13 protein-coding genes and 1 tRNA gene are annotated in these 14,404 nt (G+C 31.4%); 13 read left to right on the top strand and 1 reads right to left on the bottom strand.

From position 1 onward, the window contains the following. The first annotated feature begins 13 nt into the window (after window positions 1-13). The 11 genes from ACYX4H_RS06045 to ACYX4H_RS05995 all read left to right on the top strand — a co-directional run bounded on the left by ACYX4H_RS06045 (window position 14) and on the right by ACYX4H_RS05995 (window position 12,092). On the top strand, window positions 14-2,791 hold the full coding sequence (locus ACYX4H_RS06045) for a PD-(D/E)XK nuclease family protein (protein WP_476238320.1): 2,778 nt from the start codon (window positions 14-16) through the stop codon (window positions 2,789-2,791). Then, entirely contained in the window at window positions 2,781-3,623 is an 843-nt protein-coding gene (locus ACYX4H_RS06040) for an alpha/beta hydrolase family protein (RefSeq protein WP_476238319.1), read from the top strand. The genes ACYX4H_RS06045 and ACYX4H_RS06040 overlap by 11 nt, the downstream gene beginning before the upstream one ends. 88 nt (window positions 3,624-3,711) lie before the next feature. Further along, on the top strand, window positions 3,712-4,524 hold the full coding sequence (locus ACYX4H_RS06035; RefSeq protein ID WP_476238318.1) for an SDR family oxidoreductase: 813 nt from the start codon (window positions 3,712-3,714) through the stop codon (window positions 4,522-4,524). A gap of 12 nt (window positions 4,525-4,536) precedes the next feature. After that, a complete protein-coding gene (gene uxuA, locus ACYX4H_RS06030) occupies window positions 4,537-5,703 on the top strand; it encodes a mannonate dehydratase (protein WP_476238317.1) in 1,167 nt (388 codons plus the stop codon). Beyond that, a complete protein-coding gene (gene uxaC / locus ACYX4H_RS06025; protein ID WP_476238316.1) occupies window positions 5,700-7,109 on the top strand; it encodes a glucuronate isomerase in 1,410 nt (469 codons plus the stop codon). Before uxuA ends, uxaC begins: the two co-directional genes overlap by 4 nt. Before the next feature lie 68 nt (window positions 7,110-7,177). Next, the gene (locus ACYX4H_RS06020) at window positions 7,178-8,152 is read left to right on the top strand and encodes a TRAP transporter substrate-binding protein (RefSeq protein WP_476238315.1); all 975 of its coding nucleotides are present in this window, start codon (window positions 7,178-7,180) and stop codon (window positions 8,150-8,152) included. Between the two features lie 4 nt (window positions 8,153-8,156). Then, window positions 8,157-8,648: a TRAP transporter small permease gene (locus tag ACYX4H_RS06015; RefSeq protein WP_475294940.1), complete on the top strand. Its 492-nt coding sequence runs from the start codon at window positions 8,157-8,159 to the stop codon at window positions 8,646-8,648. A gap of 3 nt (window positions 8,649-8,651) precedes the next feature. Next, window positions 8,652-9,956 (top strand): TRAP transporter large permease, encoded by a 1,305-nt coding sequence (locus ACYX4H_RS06010; protein ID WP_476238314.1) that lies wholly within the window; start codon window positions 8,652-8,654, stop codon window positions 9,954-9,956. 93 nt (window positions 9,957-10,049) lie between these two features. After that, the gene (locus tag ACYX4H_RS06005) at window positions 10,050-10,613 is read left to right on the top strand and encodes a TetR/AcrR family transcriptional regulator (protein ID WP_476238313.1); all 564 of its coding nucleotides are present in this window, start codon (window positions 10,050-10,052) and stop codon (window positions 10,611-10,613) included. A 60-nt stretch (window positions 10,614-10,673) separates the two neighbouring features. After that, complete coding sequence (locus tag ACYX4H_RS06000) at window positions 10,674-11,243, top strand: carboxymuconolactone decarboxylase family protein (protein WP_476238312.1); 570 nt, start codon at window positions 10,674-10,676, stop codon at window positions 11,241-11,243. 165 nt (window positions 11,244-11,408) lie between these two features. Beyond that, entirely contained in the window at window positions 11,409-12,092 is a 684-nt protein-coding gene (locus ACYX4H_RS05995; protein ID WP_476238311.1) for a haloacid dehalogenase type II, read from the top strand. Window positions 12,093-12,127: 35 nt separating this feature from the next. On the opposite strand, the gene ACYX4H_RS05990 is transcribed toward ACYX4H_RS05995, so the two are convergent. Continuing rightward, a tRNA-Ala gene (locus ACYX4H_RS05990) sits at window positions 12,128-12,201 on the bottom strand. 383 nt (window positions 12,202-12,584) lie between these two features. Here ACYX4H_RS05990 and ACYX4H_RS05985 point away from each other — a divergent pair. After that, window positions 12,585-13,187, top strand: coding sequence for an RNA polymerase sigma factor (locus tag ACYX4H_RS05985; RefSeq protein ID WP_476238310.1), 603 nt, complete (start codon window positions 12,585-12,587; stop codon window positions 13,185-13,187). 98 nt (window positions 13,188-13,285) lie between these two features. Next, entirely contained in the window at window positions 13,286-14,374 is a 1,089-nt protein-coding gene (locus tag ACYX4H_RS05980; protein ID WP_476238309.1) for a FecR family protein, read from the top strand. Window positions 14,375-14,404: the final 30 nt, after the last annotated feature.

Genomic DNA, 14,404 nt, shown 5'->3' with positions numbered 1-14,404 from the left:
TTATTTTTATGCAATGACTAGTTTTATTTTTGATGTTTTAAAAGACCTTCAAAGTCAAAGCATAACAATTTCAAACCTTACCTTTATACTACCAAGTAAAAGGGCTGGCCTGTTTTTAAAACACCAACTGGCTAAAGTTAATAACCAAAACTTTTTTGCACCCACAATACTTAGTATTGAAACCTTTGTTGAAGATCTTTCAGGAATAAAAAACATTGGTAATACAGAGCTTTTATTTGAATTTTACAACACCTATAAAGCACTAACACCTCAAAAAGAAACAGATAGCTTTGATGCCTTTTCTAAATGGGCGCAAATTTTACTTCAAGATTTTAATGAAATAGATAGGTATCTTATTCCGCAGAAAAAAATATTTAATTATTTAGCGGCCATAAAAGAAATTGAAGAAAACCACTGGTCTTTAGAAAAAAATCAAACAGATTTTATAAAAAACTATCTCAACTTTTGGAATAAACTGCCTGAATATTACACCCATTTTACCAAAAGACTTTTAGATAAAAATATAGGCTATCAAGGTTTAATTTACAGAGAAGCAACAGCTAGTTTGCAAAATTACATACAAAACAACCCCAATACACAACATGTATTTTTAGGTTTTAATGCTTTAAATACTGCCGAAACAACTATAATACAAACCCTTTTAAAAACAAATTTAGCCAAAGTTTATTGGGATATTGATAACACCTTTTTTAATAACCCAAAACATGATGCAGCACTTTTTACAAGACATCATAAAAAAAACTGGTCGTACTTTGAAAACCATCCTTTTAATTGGATTACAAATAACTACACTAAAAACAAAAACATTAACATATATGGGGTTCCAAAAAGTATAGGGCAAGCAAAACATATTGGTTCATTACTAAAAAACATACAAAAGGAACATAAAACGTTAACAAATACCGCAGTTGTTTTAGGAGACGAAAACTTACTAATACCAACACTAAATGCCTTGCCAGAAAACATTGAGGCGCTAAATGTAACCATGGGGTTTCCGTTAAAATCAATTCCTTTAGCTACACTTTTTGAAACACTTTTTAGAATTCACAAAACAACACCAAATACCATTTATTACAAAGACATTACAAGTGTTATTTCGCACCAGTTTATATGGCCTTTATTTAATACTGAAGATTCTAACAACGCCTCAAAAATAATAGACACCATAAAAACAAATAATTTGGTGTACTTAACAGTGCGCAAGCTTAAAGAAGTTGCTAGAACATCAAGTACTATAATTGATATATTATTTAGCAATTGGAACAACAATACTGAAACGGTTTTAAATAATTGTTCACAACTTATTTTAAATATTAAAAACTATCTAGATACAGATAAAACCGCCAACTTATTACCATTAGAATATCTGTTTCGTTTTAACCAATTATTTAATGAGTTAACAAGGCTAAACAACACCTATAAACACATTAAAGATGTGGCCGCTTTACATAGTGTTTACAAAGAACTTTTAGCATCAGAAACCTTAGATTTTCAAGGAGAACCTTTACAAGGTTTACAGGTAATGGGTATGTTAGAATCACGCGTTTTAGATTTTGAAACCGTTATTATTAGTGGCGTAAACGAGGGTATTTTACCATCAGGAAAAAGCAACAATTCTTTTATTCCGTTTGATGTTAAAATTGAAAACAAACTACCAACATACAAAGAAAAAGATGCCGTTTACACCTATCATTTTTATAGATTATTACAACGTGCAAAAAACGTATATATACTTTATAACACAGAAGCTGATGTTTTAACAGGCGGTGAAAAAAGTCGTTTTATAATCCAGCTTGAGCATGAGGGTATTCACAATATAAATCATAAAATTATTGCACCAAAAGTGCCTGCTATTAAAAAGGAATTACAAGTTGTTGAAAAAAATGATGATGTTATTTCAAGCTTAAAAAAGGTAGCAGAAAAAGGATTTTCGCCATCATCATTAACCAATTATATTAGAAACCCTATTGATTTTTATTACCAAAAAGTTTTAAAAATTGATGAATTTATTGATGTTGAAGAAACTGTGGCCGCCAACACACTTGGTACCGTTGTTCACAATACTTTAGAGGATTTTTACAAACCATTAGAAGGGCAATTTTTAACGGTTGAAATTATTGAAAACTTAAAAAAAAGCATCAACAAAACCGTAAAACATCATTTTAACGATGTTTACAAAGAAGGTGATATTACAACGGGCAAAAACCTTATTGTTTTTGAAATTGCTAAACGTTATGTTATAAACTTTTTAAATCTTGAAATTAAAGAACTAAAAGCTGGTAACACCATAAAAATAATTGCAATTGAAGCTAATAATAATGCCGTTTTTAATGTGCCTGAATTAGATTTCCCAATAAAACTTACCGGAAAAGTTGATAGAGTAGATAACTACAACGGCACTACAAGAATTATAGATTACAAAACCGGAAAAGTAGAACAACGAGATGTTGAAATTGTTAATTGGGAAGACCTTACTACAGATTATAAAAAGTACAGCAAAAGTTTCCAGGTGCTTACTTATGCTTTAATGATGCAACAATCGGGGTTGCTTAATCTGCCTGTTGAAGCTGGTATTATTTCATTTAAAAATTTAAGTGCTGGTTTTATAAAATTTGCTAAAAAAGACAAACCAAGCGCTAGAACAAAAGAACATTTAATAACCCAAGACACCATTAATAGTTTTAGTATAGAATTGAAACACCTCATTTTAGAAATTTGTAACATAAATATACCTTTTACTGAAAAAGAAATACCAACTAATGATTACTAAACACAACTTTGTAATTCCTGGAAGCCAAAATAAACCCATTGTTATAGATGTTACTTATTTAAATAATAACACCCCAAAACCCATTGTTATTTTTTGTCACGGCTACAAAGGCTTTAAAGATTGGGGTGCGTGGAATTTAATGGCCGAATCTTTTGCCGGTTCTGGATTTTGCTTTGTAAAATTCAACTTTTCACATAATGGCGGTACTATTGAGCAACCAATTGATTTCCCCGATTTAGAAGCCTTCGGAAATAACAACTACACAAAAGAATTAGATGATTTACAACACGTTATTAATTGGTGTTTTGAAAACAACACCATAAACAAAATTGGTGATGTTAATAACATAAATTTAATAGGACATAGTCGTGGTGGTGCCATTATTTCTATAACTGCTTTTGAAGATTCTAGAATTAAAAAAGCCATTAGTTTAGCAGGTGTTTCTAATTTATTGGCTAGATCTGTAACCAATTCTGGTATTGAAAACTGGAAAAAAACAGGTGTAAAGTATGTAATAAATGGGCGTACAAAACAAAAAATGCCACATTATTATCAGTTTTATTTAGATACCATTAATAATAAAGAACGTTTAAACGTTGAAAAAGCAGTTTCAAATCTTAAAATACCATACTTAATTATTCATGGTGAAAATGATACGAGTATTTTAATAGATGAAGCTAAAAATCTTCATAAATGGCAACCAAAAAGTAGTTTGGTAATTATTAAAAATGCCAACCATGTGTTTAACGCTAGCCACCCTTGGCAAGAAAATAGTATGCCTCTTCAATTACAAGAAGCAGGAACTAAAATGGTTAATTTTATTAAGCAATAACTAATTTTCAACACGCTAAAAATTATATACACTTTAATTTTTATATATTTGCGTGTACGCACACGAAAAATTAAATTAAGCTAAAAATATGTCGCTTTTCAACATACAAAATAAAGTAATAATAATAACTGGTGGCTCTGGAGCTCTTGGTGGTAGTATGGCAAATTACCTTCTTACACAAGGCGCTAAAATTGCAATTCTTGGACAAACACCAGCAAAAGTAACTTCAAAAATTAAAGAATTAAAAGCCATAAATGAAAATGCTTTAGGGTTTACAGGAAGTGTTTTAGATAAAAACTTTCTTGAAAGCGTAAAAGAAGAAATATTTAACACTTGGGGGCAAATTGATGTTTTAATTAATGGCGCTGGTGGCAACATGCCTGGTGCAACTATTGGAGAAGACCAAACTATTTTTGATCTTAAAATGGACGACTTCAGAAAAGTATCTGAACTTAATTTAGATGGCACTATCCTACCCTCTATCATCTTTGGGGAAACCATGGCTAAACAAGGTTCAGGTAGCATTATAAATATATCCTCCATGGCAGCGCAAAGTGTTATTACGCGGGTTGCTGGTTATTCGGCATCTAAAGCGGCAATAGACAACTTTACTAAATGGATGGCTGTAGAATTAGCTTTAAAATTTGGCGAAGGCCTACGGGTAAACGCCATTGCTCCAGGCTTTTTTATTGGCGCTCAAAACAAAAGATTATTAACCAATGAAGATGGTAGTTATACCAACAGAGGTGAAACTATTATAAAGAACACACCAATGAAACGTTTTGGTGAAGCCGAAGAACTAAACGGAGCTATTCATTATTTATGCGCCGAAGCTTCAAAATTTGTAACTGGAACCATATTACCAATTGATGGCGGATTCAGCGCCTTTAGTGGTGTATAAAATTTATAAAAAATGGAACAAACTTTTAGATGGTTTGGTAGTAACGATCCTGTAAAATTATCATACATAAAACAAACTGGAGCCACAGGCATTGTAACAGCTTTACACCAAACACCTAATGGTGAAATTTGGGATATTGAAACCATAAACAGTGTAAAAAGCACTATTGAAAAAGCGGGTTTAACATGGTCTTTTATTGAAAGTATTCCCATTCATGAAAACATAAAATTACGAACTGGCAATTATTTGCAACGCATAGAAAACTACAAACAAAGTTTAATAAATATTGCCAAATGTGGTGTTAAAAATGTGTGTTACAACTTTATGCCCGTGCTAGATTGGACCAGAACACATTTACACTGGAAACTTGATAACGGTGCTACCGCTTTACGATTTGATAAAATTGATATGGCTGTTTTTGAGTGTCACATTATGGAACTTAATGATGCTGAAAACCGATACTCAAAAGAAATTATTGAAAAAGCACATGAACGCTTTTCATTAATGACATCTTTTGAAAAACAACGTTTAGAAGATAGTGTGTTAAAAGGATTACCAGGAACTGTTGATGATTTATCCATTCCCGTTTTTAAAGACATGATTGCACAATATAACAACATGTCTCACCAAGATTTAAAATCTAATTTATCTTATTTTTTAAATGAAATTATTCCTTTAGCTGAAGAGTTAGGTATTAAAATGGCCATTCATCCAGATGATCCGCCAATAGACATTATGGGATTACCTAGAATTATAAAATCTGAAAGCGATTTAGATGATTTGGTTGGGTTTATAAATTCGCCTTCAAACGGCATCACCTTTTGTACAGGCTCGTTAGGCGCAAATGCAGAAAATGATTTGCCAAAAATGATAAAAAAATTCAAAAATAACATTCATTTTCTTCACCTTAGAAATGTAAAACGTGAAGCTGATGGAAGCTTCTACGAAGACAATCATTTAGAAGGTTCGTCTAACATGTATGAAATTGTTAAAGCAGTTAAAGAAATTGAAAAAGAACGAAATATTGAATTACCAATGCGCCCAGATCATGGCCACCAAATGTTAAACGATTTAGATACGCAAAGCACCTATTCTGGCTATACTGCAATAGGCAGATTAAAAGGGTTGGCAGAATTACGTGGTTTAGAATTAGGAATTAGCAAAAGCCTTGATTTATGAGCATTATAAAAGCTAAAAACTTTATTACCGATAATTTTTTATTGCAATCTAAAACAGCCGAAACACTGTACCATGAGTACGCAAAAAAAATGCCTATTATTGATTATCACAATCATTTATCGGCTAAAGAAATTGCAGAAAATAAGCCTGTTAAAAATATCACTGAAGCTTGGTTAAAATATGACCATTATAAGTGGCGTGGTATGCGTGCTAATGGTATTGAAGAATATTACATTTCAGGTGAAGCATCTTCCGAAGAAAAATTTTTAAAATGGGCAGAAACAGTGCCTAACACATTGAGAAACCCATTGTTTCATTGGACGCAATTAGAGCTGAAGCGGTATTTTGATATAGACGATATTTTACAACCAAATAATGCTTTAGAAATTTATAACAAAGCAAATAAAATTTTAGAAGACAAAACACCTGCGCAACTTTTACAAGACATGAATGTTGAAGTGGTGTGCACTACCGATGACCCAACCGATGATTTAAAATACCATCAACAAATAGCTAAAAGTAATTTTTTTACCAAGGTTTATCCAACTTTTAGACCTGATGCTTTGTTTTTTATAGGCGAAGACAACTTCAAAAACTATCTAGATAAACTAGAGAACTGTGTCGATTTTAAAATTAATAGCTACCAAACACTTTTGCTGGCTATTGATAAGCGCATTGACTTTTTTAATGATAATGGCTGTAAACTATCAGATTATGGTATTAGTGGTGCATTTTCGTTTGTTAGATTTACCGAAAACGAAGTTATTGCCATCTTTAAAAAACAATTAAACGGCGAAACTTTATCTGAAACTGATATAAAAAAGTATCGCACTAGCTTATTAGTTTACCTAGGAAAAAAATATCATGAAAAAGGTTGGGTACAACAGTTTCATTTAGGCGTAATTAGAGATAATAATGCACGCTTAAAAAACCTTGTTGGCGCTGATGCTGGTTGTGATTCTATTGCCGATTACCCAATTATTGACGGTTTATCAAAATTTTTAAATACCCTAGACAGCTCCAATCAACTCACAAAAACCATAACGTATAATTTAAACCCAGCACAAAACGAAGCTTTTGCCACCATGATGGGTAATTTTAACTCTAATGGTATTGCTGGTAAAATGCAATGGGGCGCCGCTTGGTGGTTTTTAGACCAAAAAGATGGCATTGAAAAGCAAATTAATGTGCTTTCAAACATGGGGTTGTTAAGCAAGTTTATTGGTATGCTAACAGATAGCAGAAGCTTTTTATCAATACCAAGGCACGAATATTTTAGGCGTATAGTGTGTAATATTATGGCCGAAGATTTAAAACATGGTTTGTTACCAAACGATATTGAATATATTGGTAACATGATAAAAAACATATGTTACACTAATTCTAAGGTTTATTTCAATTTTTAATTGAAACACACAAATACAATCGATTGTATTTTTTATATTTGTGATAACCACTTAAACTAACATAAAACATGAACTACAAGTTCTTTTTAGTACTATTGTTGTCTTTAGGTTTCATGTCATGTAATCAAAATGCAGACAAAAAGGTGCTTTACTTGGCGCATACTTTGCCACAAACTCACCCAGTTCACAAGGGTATTGTGGCGTTTCAACAAGCATTAGCAAAAAAATCTAAAGGTAGTTTAACTATTAAAATTTTTCCCGATGGGCAATTAGGTTCAGAGCGTGAAGTAGTTGAATTACTTCAAATTGGCAGTGTAGCAATTACAAAAGTAAGCGCCGCCACCATGTCTAACTTTGTACCAGATTACCATGTGTTTGGTATTCCGTATTTGTTTAAAGACAAACAGCATATGTTTGAAACTTTAGAAGGCCCCATTGGTAAAGCTGTTTTACAAAAAGGCGAACAATTTTGGTTACGTGGTTTATGTTATTATGATGCTGGTAGCCGCAGTTTTTACACAGCTAACAAAGCAATTAGAACACCTCAAGATTTAAAAGGCTTAAAAATTAGGGTTATGAACAACCAAATGGCCATAAATATGGTAAATGCCTTAGGTGGGTCTGCAACACCTATGGCTTATGGCGAGTTATACACCGCAATACAACAAGGTGTGGTTGATGGTGCAGAAAATAATCCGCCTTCATTTGTGTCATCAAACCATTATGAAATTAGTAAGTATTATACATTAGATGAACATTCTGCAGTACCAGATGTACTTTTAATTGGCACAAAACAATGGGAAAAATTATCTGAAGAAGAAAAAACCTGGGTACAAGATGCAGCCAATGAATCTGCGCAGGCACAAAAACAATTCTGGAAAGCTTCTGTTGAAGAAAGTATGAAAATAGCCAAAGATGCTGGTGTTGAAATTATAATTCCTGAAAAATCATTGTTTTCAGAACAATCTAAATCTGTTTTAGAAACGTTTCAAAAAGAACACCCAGAATTGGCCGATATTGTTAACAAGATAAAATCTAACTAAACATATGAAAACTAAAAAAACACTATTTGATCGCGTGGTTAGGTTTATGGAAGTTTTCTTAATAATTATTTTTGCGCTTTTAGTATTTGATGTATTATTTCAAGTGTTTTCAAGATACGTATTAAAAGGGTCTTTCACTTGGACCGAAGAACTTGCCAGATTTTCGCTTATATGGATGTCTATTCTTGGAGCCGCCTATTTAAATGCCAAAAGAGAGCATTTGTCTATGGATTTTCTCTATCAAAAATTTTCAGATAGTAATAAAAAGAAAGCTGCCATAGCTATTGAATTTCTAATTTTTATGTTTGCACTAATTGTAATGGTTATTGGTGGCTTCAACCTTGTTTATACTACTTTACATCTAGGGCAATTATCAGGAACACTTCGTATTCCTTTAGGCTATATTTATGCCATTTTACCGTTTAGCGGACTATTAATTATGTGGTTTTCGGTATATCACATTTCAAAAATTTCAAAAAATCAAATAAAACTATAAGCTATGAGCATTGAAGTAATAAGTATTATTGTATTGTTTGCTAGTTTCTTTTTTCTGTTACTATTAAAAGTTCCGGTGGCGTATAGTATTGGTATTTCTACAACATTAAGTTTACTGTTAAACATTGATAAAATGCCAGGTATAACAACCATTGCCCAACGCATGACAACGGGTATTGATAGTTTTGCACTTTTGGCCATTCCGTTTTTTGTTTTAGCTGGCGAAATAATGAAACAAGGTGGTATAGCCAATAGGCTTATTAATTTTGCAAAATCCTTAGTGGCTAGTCTTCCGGGAGGATTAGCATATGTTAATGTTTTGGCTTCCATGTTGTTTGGAGCAATTTCGGGTTCTGCTGTAGCTGCAACATCGGCAATTGGTAGTATTATGACAGATAGAATGGAAGAAGAAGGCTACCCAAGAGCTTTTAGTGCTTCGGTTAATATTACATCTTCAACAACAGGTTTATTAATTCCACCTAGTAATATTTTAATTGTTTATGCTTTAGCTAGTGGTGGTGCAGCATCTGTTGCCGCATTATTTATTGCGGGCTATTTACCCGGTATTTTGCTTGGTTTGGCCATTATTGGTTACATTGTTTTTGTGGCTGTAAAACGAAAATTTATTAGAGGACAAAGAGCAAGCTTAAAAGAAGTTTGGAGCCATTTTACAAAAGCATTTTTTAGCTTACTTATGCTTGTTATAGTAGTTGGCGGTATTGTTGCAGGTGTTTTTACTGCTACAGAGGCATCTGTAATTGCGGTACTTTATGCCGCTGTACTAGCACTAATTTATAAAGATATTACAGTAAAAAGTTTTCCAAACATTCTATTAAACAGTGCCAAAACAACAGCTGTAGTCATGTTTTTAATTTGTACATCTATGGCTATGAGTTGGTTATTTTCTTTTGAAGGCATACCTGCGTTAATGAGTAATTTTCTGTTAGAACAATTTAGTAGTAAGTTTGCCATTTTTTTAGTTATAAACCTTACACTACTTGTTATTGGAACGTTTATGGATATGACACCTGCTGTACTTATATTCACACCAATTTTCTTACCTGTGGTGATGGCTTTGGGTATGGATCCTGTACATTTTGGTATTGTATTAGTGCTTAACCTTTGTATTGGTTTATGTACACCACCCGTTGGTACTATTTTATTTGTGGGTAGTGGTATTGCAAAAGTTTCGGTGTCTCAGGTGGTAAAACCGCTATTGCCTTTTTTATTTATAATGATAATAGTTCTTATGCTAATTACATATATTCCTGAAATATCAATGTGGTTACCAAGACTTTTTGGGTTGTAAAATCATTTTAAATGTAACTTAAATGCAAAAATGATGTTAAAAGTTTTTTCATTTCTAACCAATCGTTTAGTTTTGTAGTGTATTTAAATAACAATGGCTAGAAGAAAACAATATAATGAGCAAGAAGTATTAGAAAAAGCAATGCGTTTATTTTGGCGTAATGGTTATGAAAATACATCTATGCAAATGCTAGAAAATGAAATGGGCATTAATAAGTTTTCTATTTATTCTAGTTTTGGTAGTAAACACGGCTTATTTCAGCAAACACTAAACAATTATAAAAAGAAGAGAAAAAATATTTTCGATAAATTAAAAACCTCAACCAAAGGCGTTGAAGCTATAAAAGATTTTTTTTATGATTCTGTTGATGTGTGCTATGAAGATGGAAACGTTAAAGGCTGTTTAATTACAAATACCTACAATGAATTTTCGTTTATTGATGATGACGTTATTAAAACTGATGTACTTCAGTTTATGGATAATTTAAAAGCTATGTTTATTGAAAAACTAAAAACAGATGCAACAAAAGACGAAGACACCATAATAAAACAAGCCAACTTTCTTGTATTGGCAAAACACGGTTTAGCCGCAGCCACCAGAGTGAATAGCAATAAAGAAATAGCCGATTATATTGAATTAACATTTAAAAACATATAAAACATTTTTTTTAACCTGAAACTAAACAATCGTTTAGTTATGTAACATAAATTTAAAATCATGAGTACAACAAGTAACGTAGAAACATTAACAATTCACACTATTGAAACTGCACCTGAAAAAAGTAAAAGTTTATTAGAAAAATCTCAAAATGCATATGGCTATGTGCCTAATTTACATGGTGTTTTAGCTGAGTCTCCGGAATTATTAGAGGCGTACCAAAATTTACATGAATTGTTTACAAACACATCATTTAACAACGATGAATTAACAGTGGTATGGCAAACTATAAACGTTGAGCACGCTTGCCATTATTGTGTGCCTGCACATACAGCAATTGCAAAAGCGATGAAAGTTGATGATGCCATTATTGAGGCTTTAAGAAATCAAACAACTTTACCTACTGAAAAGCTACAAGTTTTACATGAAACAACTTTAGCATTAACCCAAAATAGAGGTTATATTTCAAATGAAGAAAAAGAAAAATTCTTTGCAGTTGGTTATACCGACAAACAACTTCTAGAAATTATTTTGGGGCTTGCTCAAAAAGTAATTAGTAACTATACAAATCATATTGCTGAAACAGCAGTAGATGCTCCTTTTCAAAAATTTGCATGGAGCAAAAAATAATTAAAATATTATCTATAAACACTAGGCAAAATTGCCTAGTGTTTTTTTTAAACTAAAAATATTTTCATGTAAACTATTTAAGTAATAGATACAATAAGTTGTAAAATGTAATTACATTAGTATTGCTTTAGCCGTTTTATTTTACTATAATAAAAAGAAAAAACCATGACAGTAAGACCAAAAGTTTTATTTTTTGATGTAAATGAAACACTTTTAGATTTAACAAGCATTAAACCAATTATTGCTAATAAATTAGGAGGCAACCAAGAATTGCTGTCCATTTGGTTTACTACTATGCTACAGTATTCATTGGTTACTAGTGCAAGTGGTCAATATTTTTCTTTTGTTGATATTGGCGCAGCAACACTACAAATGATAGCATCAAATAATGACATTTCAATTTCTGAATTTGATGCAAAAAAAACAGTTACTAATGCCCTACAATCATTACACACGCATACTGATGTAAAACCAGCACTAACAGCTTTAAAAAATAATAATTATAAGCTTGTGGCCTTTACAAACTCATCAGCAGAAGGTGTTAAAAATCAGTTTGAAAACGCCAATTTATCATTATATTTTGATGATGTATTAAGTGTTGAAGGTATTAAAAAATTTAAGCCATTTACAGATGCTTACACTTGGGCTTCAAAAAAAATAGGTGTAAAACCAACAGAAAGCATGCTAATTGCAGCCCATGGCTGGGATGTAGCCGGAGCACTTTGGGCAAATTGGAGAGCTGCTTTTATTAGCAGGCCAGGGCAACAACTGTATCCTTTAGCAAAAACACCAGAGTTTATAAAACCAGATTTGTTAGCATTAAGTAAATCACTAATTAAACTAAAATAAAAAAAGCTCCCTAAACCAGAAGCTTTTTGAGTTTGTGGAGAAGACGGGATTCGAACCCGTGACCTCTTGACTGCCAGTCAAGCACTCTAGCCAACTGAGCTACATCCCCATTTTTAATTTTCACAAATGTATACATTTTTTGTATAGTTATCTAATGTTATTAAAACAACTGTTCAACAAAAAAATATAGTAAAGCAAACATTTCAAAAACAACTAATTACCATAACACACTAATTCATAATTAGTGAAAAATATCTTTTTAAATTCATGTTTTTTTGCTTTTTTCAACCTTAATTTTATCAAATTACAAAAAGTGGCACGTTAATAATTAATTCTTCACAATTAATAATATTTAATTTTTTATTATAAATTAGTACCCAACACCCCTCTTTAACAACACAACAAACCTTTTAAAAAAAGCACATTTCTGGTTTCTAAATTCTATTTAAAAACCTTAAATATTTTGGCGAAAGCTACTAAATTAAGCTGTTAATGGAGATTACAAACAAAACCAATACTAAAGAACAAACCCTCTGGTCTCAAATAAGGCAAGGTAACACTTCGGCTTTGGGTGCTCTTTATGATTTACATGTAGATTCATTAATTTCTTACGGTATTAAAATTTCTGGAGACAAAAGCTACACCATGGATTGTATTCATGATCTTTTTGTAGACCTATACAAATACAAAAATAAATTAGGAGATACTAATAATGTTAAGTTCTACCTTTTTACCGCTTTAAAACGTAAAATCAATAAAAAATATAAGGTTAAAGAAATTTGCTTTGATAAAAGCGAATTAAACACCACTATACTTCATAAAAAAAATTATACCAAACCTGTTGAAGATTATTTAGTTGAAAAAGAAATTTACCAACAAAAAGTAATTAAATTAAATACATTGCTAAATAAGCTTACCGAAAAACAACGTGAAGGTTTAAAACTAAGGTTTGAAGAAGGCCTATCATACGAAGACATTGCTGCAATGTTAAACGTATCGGTTTCATCTGCAAGAACCAACATTTACAGAGCCATTAAAACCCTAAGAAAACACCCTGCTACTTTAATAATATTCTCTTGGTTACAATTTTTTTAAAAAAATTATAAAAATTTTGTCTATAGAACAAAAGGTTGATGCTTTATCTATTAGGAAGCGTTAATTTCTACTTATAAAAACTTATTTAACGTATTAAAATGAGCCAACATTCAAATAAAAAGTTTGAAAATAATTCTGCAACAGATTTAGAAAAAGAGCTTTTAAAAAAGTCTATTTTTTCTTCAATTAAAAAATTGAAAGTAAAAAGACGTTTAAAATACATTTCAACTAGTGCTGCTGCAGTTATAGTAATAGCTTTAGGTGTTGGTGCTTACTTAAAACTACAAAACGAAACCTCTGAAATTTCAAAATTTGTAAAATCTGCTGATGTAAAATCTTTAGAAAATTCAAACGATGTAAAACTCATTATAGCCAAAGATAAAAACATCAAAATTGATGGCGAAAACACAACTATTTCTTACTCAACATCAGGTTCAAAAGTTAACATTGGCAACACCAAAACTTTAACCCAAGAAACCAATAACCAAAACACCGTTAAATACAATACTCTTGTGGTACCTTACGGAAAAAGATCGTTTTTAACATTGGCCGATGGTAGTAAAGTTTGGTTAAATTCAGGATCAAAATTTGTATATCCTGTTAATTTTTCAAAAGAAAACAAACGTGTAGTTTATCTAGTTGAAGGTGAAGCTGCTTTTGATATAGCTCATAACGCTAAAAAACCTTTTGTAATGATGACAGACAACCAAGAAATTGAAGTCTTAGGAACCGTTTTTAACGTAAGCAATTACAGCGATGACACTAATAATTTTGTGGTGTTAAAAAGTGGTAGCGTACAGGTTTCCTACCCAGAAAAGCACAATACTATTTTAAACCAAAAGAAAAAAATAGTTATAAAACCTGGGCAAATGGCTAATATTAACAAAGCTACAAGGTTGGTTACTGCAAAAAAAGTAAATACAAATCATTATTTTTCTTGGAAAGATGGCGTGCTAATATTAGATAACAGCAAACTTAACTACATAACCAAAAAGCTATCTAGGTATTATAATATTCCTATTATAATTGACAATGAACAGATTAAAAATCAAACCTTTTCAGGGCATTTAGATTTAAAAGATAGTGTAGAAAAAGTAATTGAAACCATTATTGAGGCAGGAACTGCTGAAAATTTAAAATATAAAATTACCAACAATAACTTAATACTAACCAATAAAATACATTAAACTATATGACAAAAACACCTTTTTAGAAAA

The organism is Seonamhaeicola sp. ABD4_340, from assembly GCF_056312135.1.
This window is presented reverse-complemented; position numbering and strand designations above follow the sequence as displayed.

Excerpts from the sequence above, each read along its gene's own strand:
- ACYX4H_RS06010 (WP_476238314.1), top strand. The coding sequence starts at position 8,652 with ATGAGCATTGAAGTAATAAGTATTATTGTATTGTTTGCTAGTTTCTTT.
- ACYX4H_RS06005 (WP_476238313.1), top strand. The coding sequence starts at position 10,050 with ATGGCTAGAAGAAAACAATATAATGAGCAAGAAGTATTAGAAAAAGCA.
- uxuA (WP_476238317.1), top strand. The coding sequence starts at position 4,537 with ATGGAACAAACTTTTAGATGGTTTGGTAGTAACGATCCTGTAAAATTA.
- ACYX4H_RS05985 (WP_476238310.1), top strand. The coding sequence starts at position 12,585 with ATGGAGATTACAAACAAAACCAATACTAAAGAACAAACCCTCTGGTCT.
- ACYX4H_RS06045 (WP_476238320.1), top strand. The coding sequence starts at position 14 with ATGACTAGTTTTATTTTTGATGTTTTAAAAGACCTTCAAAGTCAAAGC.
- uxaC (WP_476238316.1), top strand. The coding sequence starts at position 5,700 with ATGAGCATTATAAAAGCTAAAAACTTTATTACCGATAATTTTTTATTG.
- ACYX4H_RS06020 (WP_476238315.1), top strand. The coding sequence starts at position 7,178 with ATGAACTACAAGTTCTTTTTAGTACTATTGTTGTCTTTAGGTTTCATG.
- ACYX4H_RS06000 (WP_476238312.1), top strand. The coding sequence starts at position 10,674 with ATGAGTACAACAAGTAACGTAGAAACATTAACAATTCACACTATTGAA.
- ACYX4H_RS06040 (WP_476238319.1), top strand. The coding sequence starts at position 2,781 with ATGATTACTAAACACAACTTTGTAATTCCTGGAAGCCAAAATAAACCC.
- ACYX4H_RS05995 (WP_476238311.1), top strand. The coding sequence starts at position 11,409 with ATGACAGTAAGACCAAAAGTTTTATTTTTTGATGTAAATGAAACACTT.
- ACYX4H_RS05980 (WP_476238309.1), top strand. The coding sequence starts at position 13,286 with ATGAGCCAACATTCAAATAAAAAGTTTGAAAATAATTCTGCAACAGAT.
- ACYX4H_RS06035 (WP_476238318.1), top strand. The coding sequence starts at position 3,712 with ATGTCGCTTTTCAACATACAAAATAAAGTAATAATAATAACTGGTGGC.
- ACYX4H_RS06015 (WP_475294940.1), top strand. The coding sequence starts at position 8,157 with ATGAAAACTAAAAAAACACTATTTGATCGCGTGGTTAGGTTTATGGAA.